The sequence below is a fragment of the Janibacter sp. GXQ6167 genome (assembly GCF_041365945.1).
Lineage (GTDB): Bacteria > Actinomycetota > Actinomycetes > Actinomycetales > Dermatophilaceae > JBGFSK01.
Genome location: NZ_JBGFSK010000001.1, coordinates 372,613 through 388,919, shown reverse-complemented (window position 1 = coordinate 388,919; position 16,307 = coordinate 372,613). Strand labels below are relative to the sequence as shown.

At 68.0% G+C, this 16,307-nt stretch carries 11 protein-coding genes; 3 read left to right on the top strand and 8 right to left on the bottom strand.

What is annotated here, in order from left to right; translation table 11 throughout:
- Window positions 1–15: 15 nt before the first annotated feature.
- The 3 genes from AB8K43_RS01755 to AB8K43_RS01745 form a co-directional block, all read right to left on the bottom strand.
- Window positions 16–1,482: a hypothetical protein gene (locus tag AB8K43_RS01755; RefSeq protein WP_370890739.1), complete on the bottom strand. Its 1,467-nt coding sequence runs from the start codon at window positions 1,480–1,482 to the stop codon at window positions 16–18.
- 150 nt (window positions 1,483–1,632) lie between these two features.
- Window positions 1,633–1,824 (bottom strand): DUF6458 family protein, encoded by a 192-nt coding sequence (locus AB8K43_RS01750; protein ID WP_370890737.1) that lies wholly within the window; start codon window positions 1,822–1,824, stop codon window positions 1,633–1,635.
- A 133-nt stretch (window positions 1,825–1,957) separates the two neighbouring features.
- Window positions 1,958–3,943 carry a cytochrome c oxidase assembly protein gene (locus AB8K43_RS01745; protein ID WP_370890735.1) on the bottom strand — a complete coding sequence of 662 codons (1,986 nt, stop codon included), beginning with the start codon at window positions 3,941–3,943 and terminating at the stop codon, window positions 1,958–1,960.
- 248 nt (window positions 3,944–4,191) lie between these two features.
- Between AB8K43_RS01745 and AB8K43_RS01740 the strand changes: the two genes are divergently transcribed.
- A complete protein-coding gene (locus AB8K43_RS01740) occupies window positions 4,192–4,644 on the top strand; it encodes a MarR family winged helix-turn-helix transcriptional regulator (RefSeq protein WP_370890733.1) in 453 nt (150 codons plus the stop codon).
- The gene (locus AB8K43_RS01735; protein WP_370890731.1) at window positions 4,641–6,281 is read left to right on the top strand and encodes an MDR family MFS transporter; all 1,641 of its coding nucleotides are present in this window, start codon (window positions 4,641–4,643) and stop codon (window positions 6,279–6,281) included. The genes AB8K43_RS01740 and AB8K43_RS01735 overlap by 4 nt, the downstream gene beginning before the upstream one ends.
- Window positions 6,282–6,354: 73 nt before the next feature.
- Here the strand turns inward: AB8K43_RS01735 and AB8K43_RS01730 are convergent, their stop codons facing one another.
- From AB8K43_RS01730 to AB8K43_RS01720, 3 genes are all read right to left on the bottom strand, one after another.
- Window positions 6,355–7,803, bottom strand: coding sequence for a cytosine permease (locus AB8K43_RS01730; protein ID WP_370890729.1), 1,449 nt, complete (start codon window positions 7,801–7,803; stop codon window positions 6,355–6,357).
- Window positions 7,804–8,052: 249 nt separating this feature from the next.
- Entirely contained in the window at window positions 8,053–10,065 is a 2,013-nt protein-coding gene (locus tag AB8K43_RS01725; protein ID WP_370890727.1) for a hydantoinase B/oxoprolinase family protein, read from the bottom strand.
- A gap of 12 nt (window positions 10,066–10,077) precedes the next feature.
- Window positions 10,078–12,108: a hydantoinase/oxoprolinase family protein gene (locus AB8K43_RS01720; protein WP_370890725.1), complete on the bottom strand. Its 2,031-nt coding sequence runs from the start codon at window positions 12,106–12,108 to the stop codon at window positions 10,078–10,080.
- Between the two features lie 159 nt (window positions 12,109–12,267).
- Here AB8K43_RS01720 and AB8K43_RS01715 point away from each other — a divergent pair, with 159 nt between their 5' ends.
- A complete protein-coding gene (locus AB8K43_RS01715) occupies window positions 12,268–13,842 on the top strand; it encodes a PucR family transcriptional regulator ligand-binding domain-containing protein (RefSeq protein ID WP_370890723.1) in 1,575 nt (524 codons plus the stop codon).
- A gap of 22 nt (window positions 13,843–13,864) precedes the next feature.
- Here the strand turns inward: AB8K43_RS01715 and AB8K43_RS01710 are convergent, their stop codons facing one another.
- Together AB8K43_RS01710 and AB8K43_RS01705 are read right to left on the bottom strand one after the other, a co-directional pair.
- A complete protein-coding gene (locus AB8K43_RS01710; protein WP_370890721.1) occupies window positions 13,865–15,064 on the bottom strand; it encodes an acyl-CoA dehydrogenase family protein in 1,200 nt (399 codons plus the stop codon).
- A 35-nt stretch (window positions 15,065–15,099) separates the two neighbouring features.
- On the bottom strand, window positions 15,100–16,305 hold the full coding sequence (locus AB8K43_RS01705) for a CaiB/BaiF CoA transferase family protein (protein WP_370890719.1): 1,206 nt from the start codon (window positions 16,303–16,305) through the stop codon (window positions 15,100–15,102).
- Window positions 16,306–16,307 lie beyond the last annotated feature (2 nt).

Here is a 16,307-nt window from a genome sequence, read left to right as displayed (position 1 = left end):
AGCCCCGCTCCCGGCTTAGTCCTCGTCGCCCGATTCCCGGGCATCGAGAGCCTCCGAGGCGGCGGCGATGAAGGTGCGCAGCACCTCGACGCGGGCGTACTGCTTGTCATTACCCGCGACGACCGTCCACGGCGCGTTGGCGGGACTGGTCCGCCCGAGCATCTCGTCGACGGCCTCGACGTACTCGTCCCACTTCTCTCGGTTGCGCCAGTCCTCCTCGGTGAGCTTCCACGGCTTGTCGCGCTCGCGCGCCTCGAAGCGGGCCAGTTGCTCGTCCGGGTCGATGTAGAGGAAAAACTTCAATAGCAGCCCACCGTCATCGGTGAACTCCTTCTCCATCGCGTTGATCTCGCCGTACGAGCGGTCCCACTCGGCGACCTCGGCGAAACCCTCGACCCGCTCGACCATCACCCGGCCGTACCAGGACCGGTCGAAGACCGCGATCTGGCCGCGGGCGGGCAGGTTGTTGTAGAAGCGCCAGAGGTAGTGGTGCTCCTTGGCCATGTCCGATGGCGCGGCCGTCGGATTGAGTGACAGGAGCCGTGGGTCGATCCGCTTGACCAGGCGGCGAATCGCGCCTCCCTTCCCGGCGGCGTCCATCCCTTCGAAGACCAACACGGTCGCGATCTGCGCGTCGGCGAGCCGGTACGCGAGAGCTCCTGCCTCACGCTGCAGATCTCCGAGGACGTCGTCATAGTCGTCGTCGCTGAGGGCACGGGTGAGGTCGACCTGCTCAACGATCGAAGGGGGCACGCCGTAGGCCCGCTCCGGAGGGGCCGGTGCCATCGTTTGGCGAGCGGCCAGCGCCGCCTCGATGGCCTCACAGGTGACCCCGAGGACCTCGATCGAGGCCTGTTTGCGGTCATCGGCATCGATGATGTGCCAGGGCGCGAAGGGGAAGTTGGAGCGAGAGAGCACGTCCGAGAAGCGCTTGGAGAGCGCCTTGTAGCGCTTGTTTTGCCAGCGGTCGCGCTTGCCGATCAAGACCTCCCGCTCGTCGGAGGAGTACTCCTTGATCCGTCGCGCTTGCTCGGCGCGCTCGATGTCGAGGAAGACCTTCACGACGACCATCCCGGCGTCGGTGAGGGCCCGTTCGGTGGCCGCGAAGGCGGCGAGCCGCGCCTCGTCGTCGGTCTCGTCGAGATCCAGTCGGTTCATCAACGCGGTGTAAACGCTGCGGTCGAAGACGGCGATCTCGCCATCGGCCGGGATCGCGCGCCAGTAGCGCCACGACGGCGGGTATCGGCGATCCTCTTCGTTGATCTCCTCGAAGACGTGCACCGAGGTCGCTCGGGGGTCGAGGTCCCGGAGCAGGTGCGTGAGGACATACCCCTTCCCGGAACTCTCCCACCCATCGATTTGCACGAGCACCGGGATCCCGGCCTCTTCACATCGCCGTTGCAGACCCGCCAGCCGGGTCTTCAGAGCGCCACGCTTCACGTCGCCAAAACGCGGCTCATGGGCGGGAGGGTCGGACAGCACGTCTTGCTCCTTCGTCAGCCAGGATCGGGGCCTTAGACCAGGCGAGAGCCCTCGTCAGATCCACCGCGGCACGTGCGCAGAACCCTACGCCGCCGCCCTTTCGCACCATCCAGTGAGGGCGGGGCAACCGCCCCGCCCTCACTGGATCAATCAGCGAACGGGAGGCTCGCGGTCACCGCGGCGACCGGCGCCCATCAGCAGCGACAACACGATGGCAAGGACGCCACCGGCGATGCAGATGTAGCCGATCATGACCAGGTTGACCCCGGCGATCGCGTCCTGAATAGCGAAAGACATGATCGCGCCGATCACGATCAAGAAGATGCCCAATCCGATGTACATGTCGTGCCTTCTCCTTCGATCTCACGCGGCCGGCAGGGGCCCGGCCGCAGGTCGCATCTCACGGTAGTGAAGGGCGCGAGCGGAAGGGGGGTTAACCGCGCACCGGCTTGCGGCCGGCACGCCCGGATGGGCGCTATCGCTGGCGAGCGTCCCGGTCGGCGAGGGCCGCGAGCGCCCGGTTGTACGCCTCGAGATCGGCGTCACCATCGCGCTCTGCGCGCCGGTCCTTGCGGCGAGTCTCTTTGTCATCGCTGCGCATCCACTGCCAGGCGACGGCGATCGCGAGGACGAGCGTGGGTACCTCTCCCAACCCCCAGGCGATGGCCCCGCCGACATGCTGATCGCGCAGCGGGTCGTCCATCCAGGCCAGGCCGAGGTTGTTGAAGAAGTCCGGTGCGAGCAGCGAATTCGATTCGGTGAGGATGACGCCGAAGAAGGCGTGGAAAGAGATCGTCGTAAAGAGCACGACGAGGAGCGCCAACGGCGGCCACTTTTTCGGGCCAGGGTCGGTGCCGATGAGGACCCAGACGAAGATGTACCCGCTCATCAGGAAGTGGATCATCATCAGCACGTGACCGGTGTGGGTCCGCAGCGCCAACTCGAAGAGCGGCGAGTAGTAGAAGATCGCCATCGAGAAGAAGAACATCGCCGCGGCGATGACCGGGTTGGCGAAGACCCTGAGGTACTTCGAGTGGACCACCTTCAAGATGAGCTCGCGCGGACCCATCGTCTTGTCGGTGCGAGACGGCAGCGCCCGAAGGGCCAGGGTGATCGGCGCTCCTGGCACGAGGAAGAGCGGGGCGATCATCGCGACCCCCATGTGCTCGATCATGTGCCAGGAGAAGAGGACCTTGCCGTAGACGCCCGGTGCGCCCGAGGTCGCGTAGACAAAGATGAGCCAGCCGATCACCCAGGAGAGCGTCCGCAGGACGGGCCAGGCATCGCCGCGGCGGTGAAGGCGCACGGCCCACATCAGGTAGATCCCGATCGCGACGGCCGAGACAGTGATCCACAGGTAGTCCGGCTGCCAGGACGTGAGCCAACTGGCGCGGGAGGGCGGCCCGGGGTCGGGGTAACCGGTCAGGGCGTAGACGGGGGTGGAGATTGGTTCGGAGAGTTCGCCGGGCGACGGGGTGCGCGCAACGGCCACAGCCGCACCGAGGGCGACGCCCATGATGAAGATTTCGCCGAGCGCGAGCCGGGTGAAGGCGGCTGCCGACGACGCCCCCTTCTCCAGCGCGGCGATGATCGTGCGGCGGTGCCACCAGCCAGCGACACCAAGAGCGATGATCGCGACCGTTTTGATCCCGAGGAGCAGGCCGTACGGAGACGCGAGGGCCGAGATCGAGCCGAGGTTGATGTAGGTGGCAAGCAGCCCGGAGCCGAGGACGAAGCCGTAACACCAGATTGCGACGGTGGAGTAGCGCCGGACGCTGATCGCGAGGTGGTTCCCGAGCGAGGAGCGCATGACGATCAGCGCGACCAGACCACCGATCCACGTCGTCGCGCCGAGAAGGTGCATGGCGAGCGCGTTGACGCCGCCCATGTGGTCCTCGGTCGCGGCCGAGTGGCCGGTGAGGGCCAGCGGCGCGAGCGCGAGCCAGGCCCCGAAAACGAGCCACGCCAGCCCCTCCTTGCGGCGCACGACGAAACCGGCGAATCCGGCGATCACGAAGGCACCGAGCGCGGAGAGCAGGCCGATCCGGGTCACGTCGAGCTGCCAGATGAAGCTCTGCAGTTGGGTCAGCAGGCCTGGGGTCGTCAGGGACATCCCGGAGAGGGCTGCGAACTCCAAGACGACCCCGGCGAGCCCGGCGACGCCCCACACTGCGGCCCAGCCGCCGGCGAGGCGCGCGAGCGTGACGCGGCGGTGGGTACGACCGGTCTCGGGGACGATGAAGGCGCCGACGAGGAGCAGCCCGATCGTGACGGCGACCGCGACATCATGGATCAGTTGGACGATCGGCAGACCCCAGCGCACCGCGGCGCCCGGGTCGCTCACCGCGAAGGGGGCCGCCGCGCCGCCGATCGCCACGCAGATGGCGACCGCCGCCAGACCGGACCCGACGAGGATGGCGAAGGGCGTGCGGTCGTGCGACTCGAGCTGGGACTGCGGCATGCCCTCAACTGTAAGGAGCGACCGGGCTCACACCCGCATCGACCACCCCTTCCCCCCGCCAATGCCCCCCCTTCTGCCGTCTTTGCTTAAGCACGTCCTCGTTGCTCAGCCTGGAGGGTGAGCAACGAGGACGTGCTTAAGCAAAGTCAGGAAGGGGGAGGCGGGTTCGGGGGCGGGGGCCGGCCGGATGGGGCTACTCCTCACAAAAGTAGTTGCATGATGCATGCATATATGGTGAGATACCCGTCGTGCCCGAACCCCGTCATGCCACCGCGCCGCTCGTCGTGAGCGTGATCCGGACGATGAAAGCGATGCAGGCCATGCGCCAGCTCGCCCCCCGGATTCACCCGGCCGTCGAGCCCAGCCACTATCCGGTCCTCTTCGCATTGCGGGAGGGGCCGCTGCGGATCGGGGACCTCGCCGAGCGCACGCTCTCCGATGCGTCCACCACGAGCCGCCAGGTCACCCACCTCGACCGGCATGGCCTCGTTGAAAAACTCCCGGACCCACTGGACGGGCGAGCCCAAGTCGTGGGTCTGACCGGCGAAGGGGGAGAACTCGTCGCGACGATCGCGCAGCGCCGCGACGGCTGGTTCGCCCACGTCCTTGCCGACTGGCCAGATGAGGATCTGCGCACCCTCGCGACCTACCTCGACCGCTTCACCGACACCCTCGAAACCGCCCTAAGGAAAGACCGATGACCGCCACGGCTCCCGCGACCCCATCGGTGCGCCTCACGCACCGCCAGATCGTGACGATCATGATCGGCCTGATGCTCGGCATGTTCCTCGCCGCGCTCGACCAGACGATCGTCTCCACCTCGATCCGCACCATCGCCGACGACCTCCAAGGCCTGCAGAACCAGGCCTGGGCGACGACTGCCTACCTGATCACGAGCACGATCGTGACCCCGCTCTACGGCAAGCTCTCCGACATTTACGGACGCAAGCCCTTCTTCATCACCGCGATCAGCATCTTCATCGTGGGCTCCGTGCTCTGCACGATTTCGACCTCGATGATGGAGCTCGCCGCCTTCCGCGCCATCCAAGGTCTTGGGGCCGGTGGCCTGATGTCGCTGGCGCTCGCGATCATCGGCGATATCGTCCCGCCGCGTGAGCGCGCCCGCTACCAGGGCTACTTCCTCGCCGTCTTCGGCACCTCCAGCGTCTTCGGCCCGGTCATCGGCGGCTTCCTCGCTGGCCAGGACACGATCCTTGGCATCACCGGATGGCGCTGGGTCTTCCTCGTCAACGTCCCGATCGCCTTGATCGCCTTGATCGTCGTCACCAAGACCCTGCACCTGAAGCACCACCGCCTGAACCACCGCATCGACTGGCTCGGCGCCGTGCTGCTCTCGATCGGCCTGGTCCCCCTTCTCCTCGTCGCCGAGCAAGGCCGCGAATGGGGTTGGGGCTCGACCGGCGCCATCATTTGCTATGTCATCGGTGTCATCGGCCTCGCCGCGTTCCATGCGCAGGAGTGGCGGATGGGCGATGAGGCCCTGCTCCCCCTTCGGATGTTCCTCAATAGGACCGTTGGGGTGGCCTCGGCCGGGGGCATGCTGATCGGTGTCGCGATGTTCGGCGGACTGGCCTCGCTGCCGCTCTACCTGCAGATCGTGAAGGGGGCGAGCCCCACCGAGGCTGGCCTGCAGATGCTCCCGATGACCCTCGGCATCATGACCGGGTCGATTCTCTCGGGGCAGATCATCTCTCGCACGGGCCGGTACCGGGTCTTCCCGATTATCGGTGGCGCCATGCTGATGCTCGCCCTGTTCGTCTTCCACTTCGTCTCATGGGATACCCCCCTGTGGCAGACGATGATCGTGATGGTCTTCTTCGGCATCGGGTTGGGCTTTAACTTCCAGCCGCTCACCCTCGCCGTCCAAAACGCCGTCTCCCGCTCCCAGATCGGCGTCGCGACGTCGACGGCGACCTTCTCCCGCCAGATCGGCGGAACGATTGGGACCGCCGTCTTCCTCTCGGTGCTTTTCTCCACCCTCCCGGACAAGATCAGCTCGGCGATGCAAAGCGCCGCAAAGACCCCCGACTTCCAGGCCGCACTCGCCGACCCCGCCAACGCGCAGGTCGCCGAGCAGCTGGCGAAGGGGGCATCCGGCACCGGTGTGCTGCAGGACAGTTCCTTCCTCACCACGCTCGACCCACGGCTCGCGGTGCCCTTCCAGCAGGGCTTCTCCGACGCGATGGACCTCGTCTTCTTGCTCGGTGCGGCCGTGATGGTGGTCGGGTTCCTCGTCCTCACCCGCCTGCCGGACGTCGAACTGCGCCAGGGCGTCCCGGCCGAGGACCAGCCGACCGCGCCGGCTCCGGCCCACTAGAGCGATCCGAGGATCAAGGACCCTGCTACCGGGCGCAGTCCGGTAGCAGGGTCCTTGACGATGACCTGCAGGTCTAGGCGACCTTCTGGTCGAGCGGCGAGTCCGCCTTCGCCGAGTGCGGTACGCCGCTCGCTAGGCGCAACCCGGCGTAGAGGGCAGCCGCGGTCACCGCAGTGACAATCGGGCCCCAGGTGGTCGCCCACGGTGGTGCGATCTCGATGATCGCGAGTCCCAACACAGCCGAGACCACAGAGGCGATGATGCCGGGTAGCGACACCGCCTTGATCCGGTCCATCCGCACCTCGAGCCCGTCGGGGTCGACGCCGTCACGGCGATCCATCGCGATGTGCACGAGCGCGATCGCGACCCAGGAGGTGACGAGCACGCCCTGCCAGGAGAGCGCCTTCAGCAGGTAGGAGAAGACGTTGGTCAGCATCAGCAGGTACATGATCGCGCTGCCGACGAGCACCCACACGACACGTGGCGCGCGGATCCGCAGCACGCTCGTCCCGAAGGACTCCAGGTTGACCGAGGCGAGGTAGTAGTTCGCCGTGTTGATTCGGGTTTGGCTGATCCACACGAGGATCACCGCGAAGATGCCCATCACCTGGGTCAGGGCGACCGCGACTCCCCCTTCGGTCACCGCGGCACCCACATAGTCACGCAGCGCGTGCGAGAGGAAGATGCCGATGACGCCGTTGACGAGGAAGGCCAGGGTGTAAAAGACCCACCCGAAGGTCACGGTGCCGTGGAAGCCGGCGTCCTCGCGGCGGCCGAGCCGGGCGAAGTCGACGGTGTACATCATGAGGATCCAGACACCCATGTAGACGCCGACCGCGAAGAGCCAGCCGGGACCACCGGCGCTGATCGGTAGCCCCTCAGCCGAGCCGAAGCCCGTCCACCCTTCGGGCCGGCCCTTCACCGCGGCGACGATCACGGCGGCCACGAGGCCCAGAAGGTAGAGCGGGAGCAGGACCCCGTTCAGCCGGTCGAGCCAGTTGCGGACGCCGCCGAAGACCAGTGGCGTCGAATACGCGACCACGATGAGGTACCAGACGGCGATCGGCCACCCGAGGGCGTCTCGGGTGTACGCCTCGAGCGTCACCGCGATGATCGACCCCTCGAAGACGCCGTAATACAAAGCGGTCGCCGCGAAGACGAGGATGGCTAAGGCCGAGCCCACCTTGCCGAAGATCACCCGACTCAGCAGCTCGACGGTGAAGCCGGTGCGGATCGCGTAGCGGGACAGGGTCCGGTTGATCAGGCCGTAGAGGGCGACCGTCACCACGAGGCCGATGACCGCCTGGCGGGTCCCGACGACCGACGCCACAAGTGCGGCGATGTAGATGTAGAACATCGCCGAGACGAGGGACCACCAGCCCATCATCAAGGACAGGCGCGGGATGCGTTCGACGCGGCGGTCGTCGTCGGGTTCGGGGACGAAGGCGGTGCCGTCGTCGGCATTCGGCCCGTAGAGGTCTCGGGTAGCGCCGGCGCGCTGTTGATCTGGTGCGACAGGCATGGTGGACTCCATTTCAGGGAGGGTGTTTCTTCGGTGAGTGATTCGCGGGACGACATACCTCCCGCCCGCCGAGGCGGTCGCCTGCCCGCGACCGTCTCGGTCCTTCTTGTGTGCTGCACGATTCGCGGGCGGGGGGCGCCGCCAGGTAGATCCCTGGCGGCGCCCCCCGGCGCGTTGTCCTTCGTGCACCCGTGCCGACGTCGAGTGCGGCACGGAGTCTTGCCCCCGCGTTGATGCGGAGAAGGGCGATCAGCCCCAGTGCGCCGCCGAACGACGCTGGAGCGTCTTGCGGTACTCCGCGGTGGTCTCCGGCAGGAGCTCACCGGTCCCCCAGTCGACGATGACGCCGTAGCGGCGGATGGCATCGAGCATGTCGACCTCACCCTCGCGGTAGAGCCGGGCGATCTCGGCCGGGTCTTCGGTGAGCCACCCCGCGCGCTGGGATCGGATCTCGGCGCGCAGCGCCTCGGTCGCGGCCTCGTCGACGCAGTACTCGTCGAGGCGAGGGTTCACGGCGTCGATCACGACGCCATAGTCCTTGGCTGCGCGCTCGACCGAGACGTACCCGTCGATCACGTCCTCGACGACCGCGGCCACCTCCCGCTCCAGCGGGTCACCGTAGCCACCGCCACCGGCCGAGGGGCGAGTGAAGCTGTCGCCGGATTGGACCTCGACATTGGAAAAGACACTGCCGAGGAAGCGCTCCTGCTCGGTGCCCTTGTTGAGCCAGACGCCGTGCGGGATGGACGGCAGGCCGCCGTCGATGCCCCAGGTGATCGAGCGCGCCCGGTCGCAGCAGTAGGACATGACGGTCGAGCGGGCATCGGTCAGCAGGCCCCCCTTCTCGACGCCGACACCACCGCGGTACCGGCCGGGCCCGCCGGAGTCGACCGCGAGCGAGTGGTGGGTCGTAAGGACCGGGCTGAGACGCTCCTGGCCTTCGAGGGGCTGGACGGCAAGGCCCACCCCGAAGACGGGGGCCGTGGCGCCGGACCCGTCCTTGGTCGATCGACCGCCCCAGCCGCCGGCCATCCAGTCGTACCACATGAAGTACGGGGCGGCCTCGGTCCGCGCATCGCGGCCACCGACCAGCAGGTACTCGAGGTTGAAGCAGCACGCGAGCGCCCGCTCGGGGACGACCTGGCTCCACAGCTCGAAGATGGCATTCATCAACTTCTCGTAGGGGCCCGAGCAGAAGCCGGTGACGGCATACGGCCAGCCGGCATTGACGACCGTGCCCTCCGGACCGATATCGGCATCGACGGCCCGGTAGAAGCCGGAATTGAGCGGGATATCGGGGAAGAAGGTCTTGGTCCCGGCGTAAATCGCCGAGAAGGTCGTCCCGTAGGCCGAGTTGAGAAAGGAGGCCACCGCGTCGGCCGAGCCGTCGAGGTCGTAGTGGACCTGGTCGCCCTTGATCGTGAGCTCGACGGTGATCGGGACGAGCCCTTCGGACTTGCCCGGGTCGGCGTCGAGGTAGTCGGTGGTCTTCCAGGTCCCGTCGGGCAGTTCGGCGACGCGCTTGCGCACGATCCGCTCGACATAGTCCTGGACCTCGCGCATCGCCTCGACCACGGTGTCCTTGCCGTAGCGCTCGACGAGACGCAGGACCTCGCGCTCGCACATGCTGGTCGCCTCGGACTGCGCGTGGAGGTCGCCGAGGCTCACATCGGGCGAGCGGGTGTTTTCGACGAGCAGCGCGCCGACGTCATAGCGGAAGACGCCGCGGTCGAAGACCTTGATCGCCGGGATCCGCAGGCCTTCACCGAAGTGGTCCTTGGCCGTCACATCGAACGAGCCCGGCACCGAGCCGCCGATGTCGGCCCAGTGGCCCTTGTTTTGGGCGAAGCCGATGATCTCGTCCTCGGCGAAGATCGGCCGGATGAAGCTGACGTCATTGAAGTGGGTGCCGCCCCGGTAGGGGTCGTTGATGGCGAAGACGTCACCGGGGTGGATATCGCCCTCGAACTGCTCGAGGACGGCCTTGCACTGGAAGTGCAGGGTGCCGACGTGCACGGCGATGTCCTGGCTGCCCTGCATCACCGTGTTGCCTTGGGCGTCGCAGAGGGCCGAGGAGAAGTCGCGGCTGTAGATGACGAAGGAGTAGCAGGTCCGCAGGATCTGCTCGCTCATCAGGTCGACCGAGGTGGCGAAGGCGTTCTTCAAGACCTCGAAGGTCACCGGGTCGAGCTTGCGGCTGGCCGCCGTCCCGCTGGCGTCGGTGTTGCTGGACTCGGTGCGGATGGGGGTATCGATGCTCATCGCGAAATGTCCTTAGTTGAGGTGGATCAAGATGTTGAGCCACTCGTCGATCTCGGCCCGGGTGCCGGGCGGGACGACGGTGGTGGAGTCGAGCTGGTCGACGATCGCCGGGCCCTCGAAGGTGGTGCCGGCGGGCAGGCTGGAGCGCTCCAGGACCGGGGTCCGCACCCAGCCGGTGTCCTCAAACCACACATCGCGCTCGCTCGTCGGCTCCGGGACGTGGCCCTCGACGCGCTCGTGCCGCGCGAACTCCGGCTTCGGCGTCGTCCCGATCGCGCGCAGCGCGAGCTGGTAGGCCTCGACCGGCGAGTCATCGCGTCGGAACGCGAACTCGCGCTCGTGCTGCTCGTGGAAGCGGTGGACGGCTTCGGCGAGGGCGTCCGGGCCGGAGCCGATCTCGACCGCGAGCGAACGCCACTGGCCGAGGTAGCGCATGGAGATCATCCGCTGCAGCACCGCGTTTTCCGGGGCCACTCCTTCGTACCGCAGGCGATCGGAGGCTTCCCGCTCCAAGGCGGTGAAGCGCGCCTCCAGGTCGTCAGTGTCGATGTCGTCGACCGCGTAGTTGTACATCTGCGACAGGTCGTGCCGGATGTCGACGAGCAGGCAGCCGAGGGCCGAGGTCACCCCCGGGTTGGCCGGGACGATCACGGTCGGGATGCTGAGCTCCCGGGCCACCTCGGCGCCATGGAGCGCACCGGCCCCGCCGAAGGCGACGAGCGCGAACTCGCGCGGGTCGAGCCCCCTTCGGATCGAGACGAGCCGCACCGCGTCGGCCATGTTGGCGTTGGCGACCTTGACCACCGCGCCTGCGGCCTCGGCGAGGCCCAGACCGAGGGGCCCTGCGACGACTCGCTCGAGGGCGTCCTTCGCGAGTGCCGGGTTCAGGGTCTTGGCCCCACCGGCAAGGGTGGTCCCGAGCCGCCCGAGGGTGACATTGGCATCGGAGTTGGTGGGTTCGGTCCCGCCGGTGTCGTAGCACGCGGGGCCGGGGTCGGCGCCGGCCGACTGCGGGCCGTTGCGCAGGGAACCGGCCTCATCCAGCCAGGCGAGCGAGCCGCCGCCGGCGCCGATCGTCAAGACCTCGATGCTCGGGAAGATGATCGGGTAGCCATACTCGACCGACCACTCCTTGGTGACGCGCAGGTCTCCGGCGTGGACAAGGCAGATATCGGTGCTTGTGCCGCCCATGTCGAGGCCGATCGCGTTGGGGTAGCCGCACTGAGTCGCGACGTGACGCGCGGCGATCGCGCCGGCCGCGATCCCGGAGGCGGCGAGCCGGACGGGATAGCGCTGAACCATCTTGGGGGTCATCGAGCCGCCGCCGCTGTGCAGCAACAGGAGCGCTCCGTCGTAACCCTCGTCGGTGAGTTCGGCGCTCAGCCGGTCGACATAGCCGGTGACGAGCGGGGCGAGGACCGCGTTGGCCACGGTGGTGTTGAAGCGCTCGTACTCGAAGATCTCCGGCAGGACTTCGGCAGAGGAGGACAGGCTCGCCTCGGGCATCTCCTCGCGCAGGATCTCGAGCATCCGCTGCTCGTGAACCGGATTGGCGTGCGAGTTGACGAAACACACCGCGACGGTGGTGGCGCCGCGGTCGCGCAGCAACCGGGCCACCTGCCGCGCCCCCTCTTCGTCGAGCGGCTCAACGACCCGCCCGGAGAAGTCGACGCGCTCGGTCACCTCGAAGCGGTCCCGGCGCCGGATGTACGGCTGGCCGATGTCGGTGTAGGCGTCCCAGAGGTCATCCTTGGTGCCGTCGCGGATCTCGAGGACATCGCGAAAGCCCCGGGTGGTGACCATCGCGGCGGCCGGGAACCGGCGGGTGATGAGGGCATTGGTCGCGACGGTCGTACCGTGACTGAAGAGAGCCACCTTGGAGAGGTCGACCTCGCCCCGGTGGACGCCGTTCATGATCGCCTTCATCGGGTCGTCGGGGGTCGAGGGGACCTTGGTGACGCGGACTTCCTGGGAGGTCTCGTCGAAGATCGCGACGTCGGTGAAGGTGCCTCCCACGTCGACGGCCACGCGCAGCGTGGACATAAAACCAACTCCTTCTCATGTGGCCGGCGGCCCGGCCTCGTGCGGTTCCCACGAGGATGGTGGCGCACGCCACACCCCGTCATTAGAGTTCCGCCAAAGCAGCACGCTGATTCTTGTGTCGGTGCACAAAACCCGAGCCCGAAGGGAGATTCTCCAGCCGTGGCCACCCCCACCCTGACCGTGCGGGATCTCATCGAGCACGCCAATCTCGGGCTCACCCTCGCCAGCCAGGCCGAGGTCGACCGTCCGGTGATCGCAGCGCACGCGATCGAGATCGCTCGACCGAGCCGATGGCTCAAGCCCGGGTCGATCATGCTGACGACCGGGTTGCGGATGGTCGGCCTCACCCCTGGCGCCGCGGGTGAGGCGGAGTTGATCGACGAGTTGGTCGAGGCGGGTGTCAGCGCCTTGTGTTTCGGCGTCGGCGTCCACTTCGATACCGTCCCGCGGCCCCTCGTCCTTGCAGCCTCCGAGCGCGACCTCCCGGTGCTCGTCGTCCCGCCGGAGGTGCCCTTCTTCGAAATCGAAGATGTGGTCAACCGGGTGGTCCACCAGGCCGATGCGTATCTCCTCCAGCGCCAACTGTGGCTCCAAAACGACCTCCTCGGCGCGCTCGCCGAGCCCGAACCCGTCCGCGCTCTCGTCCACCGGCTCGCGACCGTCCTCCGAGGGACGGCCGTGATCTACGAGGAAGGGGGACGCCAGGTCGCCTCGGTCGGCGAGGGTCCGACCCGCCTGATCAGCACCGAACTGCAAGCCAAGCGGTCGGCGCGGCAGATGTTCTCCGTCGGGCGCTGGCATGTCCTCGCCCGCCCGATCGTGGTGCGCGGGGTGGGCTTTTGGCTCGCTCTCGCGAGTCGGCGGGAGAGCACCCTTATCGATGTCGGTGACGCGCTGCTCGAGTCGGCGCAGCGGATCCTCGCGGCCGCGACCGGCATCCGCGCCCTTGGGGCCACCCAACTGCAGGCCGAGGCGGCCGAGCTCATGCGTCGCCTCGGGCAGGGACTCACCACCGAGGAGGCGGAGCGGGTCTGGGAGCGCCTGCGCAGTCAGCGCTTCGCCCGGGGCCACCCCGTGCGCGTCTTCACCGCGCTGCCGTACGCCATGGATCCGGGCTCGATCGATGCGCTGCTTGCCACCTTGCACGACGAGGCCCAACTGACCGGGCTCGCCCTCACCCTGCACGCCGCGACGGGAGGGTCCGAAGGGGTCGACCCGAGCGAACTCACCGGTCTGGTCGGCGAAGGGCGGGCGCTCGACGCCTGGCTGGACGCCCTCACCGCGACGCATCACGTGGGCCTGAGTGAGCCCTTCGAGGACTTTGTCTCCGCGCCCCGCCAGATCCGCGACGCCCGCCGCGCGGCGCAGGTCGCCGTGCGCCGGGGGACCTTCGGGTCGGGCGATGGCCTCCCCCCTTCGGGCATGGTGGTGCGCTTTGAGGACGTTGATCTCGCGACCTGGCTGCTGTCTTCGCGCGGTCAGGCGGTGACCGCCGCGAAGGTGCACCAGCAGCTCTCGGACCTGCTGGACCGCCCTGACCTCGTCGAGACCGTGATCACCTGGCTCTCGCAGGGCATGGACACGACAGCGGCCGCGGATGCCCTCTTCGTCCACCCCAACACCGTGCGCTACCGCCTCACGCGGGTCGAGCAGATCCTCGAGGCTCCGATCACGTCGCCGACGATCATCGCGAACCTCTACTTGGCATTCCACGACCGGCTCGCCCCCTCCTGACGAAGGGGGCGAGGAGCGGTCGTCAGCGGAAGGCTGGGACTCCGGTCATTGCCTGGCCGAGGACGAGGGTGTGCATCTCGACGGTGCCCTCGTAGGTCAGCACGGACTCGAGATTGTTGGCGTGCCGCATCACCGGGAACTCGGCGCTGATCCCGTTGGCTCCGAGGATGGTTCGGGCCGTCCGGCAGATCTCGATCGCCTTGGTGATGTTGTTGTATTTGCCGACCGAGACCTGCTCGGGACGCAGGCCCACTTCGTCCTTGCGACGGCCGAGGTGAAGGGCGAGGAGCTCGCCGAGCTGGAGTTCGGTCGCCATGTTGGCGAGCTTCGCCTGAGTGAGCTGGAAGCCCGCGAGCGGCTTGCCGAACTGGGTGCGTTCGAGCGAGTAGCGGCGGGCCGCTTCCAGGGACGAGCGGGCCGCGCCGAGCGAGCCCCAGACGATCCCGTACCGCGCCTCCGACAGGCACGAGAGGGGTCCGCGCAGGCCTGTGACATCGGGGAAAACGGCGTCGGCGGGCAGCCGGACGTTTTCGAGCGTGAGCTCGGAGGTCACCGATGCGCGCAGCGACATCTTGTGGTGGATGGTGTGCGCCGCGAAGCCCGGGAGGTCGGTCGGCACGACGAAGCCGCGAATCCCGCCGTTTTCCTCACCCGCGTTGGCCCAGACGACGGCGACGTCGGCGATTGATCCGTTGGTGATCCACATCTTCGCGCCGTTGAGCACCCAGTCATCGCCGTCCTTGACCGCGCGGGTGCGCATCGAGGCGGGGTCGGAGCCGTGGTCGGGTTCGGTGAGACCGAAGCAGCCGATGGCCTCACCGGCCGCCATCCGCGGCAGCCACTGCTGCTTGTGCTCCTCGCTCCCCCAGCGCCAGATCGCGAACATCGCGAGGGAGCCCTGGACCGAGACGAGCGAGCGGATCCCGGAGTCGCACGCCTCGAGTTCGAGGCAGGCGAGGCCATAGTCGACTGCGCTCATCCCGGCGCAGCCATACCCCTCGAGGTGCATCCCGAGCAGGCCGACCTCGCCGAGTTCGAGCGCGAGTTCGCGCGCGGGCAGGTCGCCGTCCTCGTACCACTGCGCGATGTGTGGTTCGATCCGGCGCTCACAGACCTGGCGGACCGTCGCGCGGATCGCCTTCTCCTCATCGCTTAGCACCGCACCGATGTCGACGAGGTCGAGCGGGTCGGCGTTCTTCGGGCGGGGCGGGGCGGACTTCATCGACATACCTTCCGGGTTGAGGGTTCGAGGGGTGATCAGGTGATGTGGGGTACGGAGGGAAGTGGCGCGGAGAGCCAGGCGCGCAACGCGCTGTCGTGCTCCCCGAGCGTTGGTGGCGGGGTCGGGGTCGCGGTCCCCCGCCGCGCCCATCGCACGGGATGGCGGACCTGCGGGGCGTGCCCCGCTCCGACGGTGACGGTCGGTTCGAGCCCCAACTGTTCGGCGAGTTCGATCCCGTCGAGGATCGTCCCGACGACACCCGCGGGGACCTGGGCGGCCCCGCAGACCGCGACCCAGTGGGCTGCCGGGGCGCTCAGCAAGACCTCCTCCAGGGCGGCGATCAGCTCGAGGCGGTGAGCGACGCGCGCGGCATTGGTTGCAAATCGAGGGTCGTCAGCGAGCTCAGGCCGCTCGAGCGCGGCCGCGAGCCGGCGGAACTGCCCGTCGTTACCGCAGGCCACGGCGATCTCGCGGTCGGCGCAGCGCAGCGTCTCGTAGGGCGCGATGCTCGGGTGCTTGTTGCCCATCCGCGCTGGCGAGGTACCGGTCGCGAGCGCGGCCTGCGCTTGGTTGGCCAGGCCACCGAGGGCCGAGGTGAGAAGGGAGATCTCCAACCGCTCCCCTTCGCCATCGCGGCCTCGCGCATGGAGCGCCGCGAGGATCCCGATGACCGCGTCCTTGCCCGTCAGCACATCGACGACGGCGACGCCGACCTTCGTGGCCTCATCGGGCGTACCGGTGATGCTCATCAGGCCACTCGCGGCCTGGACGACGAAGTCATACCCGAGCAGGTCGCGCCCACCGGTCGCACCGAAGCCGGAAATCGAGCAGTAGATCACGCCCGGGTTCACTCGGCGCAGATCGTCGTAGCCCAACCCGAGGCGTTCCATGGTCCCGGGCTTGAAGTTCTCGATCACGACGTCGGCCCGACGGGCGAGTTCCCCGGCGAGGGCCCGGTCAGCAGGGTCATTGAGGTCAAGCGCAATCGATCGCTTGGTCCGGTTGACCGAGGCGTAATACGTCGTGCCGTGCTCGGTGAAGGGCGGACCCCAGGCCCGGGTCTCGTCGCCAACTCCCGGGCGCTCGACCTTCACGACATCGGCCCCAAGATCCGCGAGGGTCATGGTCGCCAGTGGTCCCGCGAGGACCCGGCTGAAGTCGGCGACGAGGACCCCCTTCAGCGGGAGATCGGGACTCGCTTCGGGGGCGGGCGCGCTGACCGGCTCCGCGTCATCGCTCATGG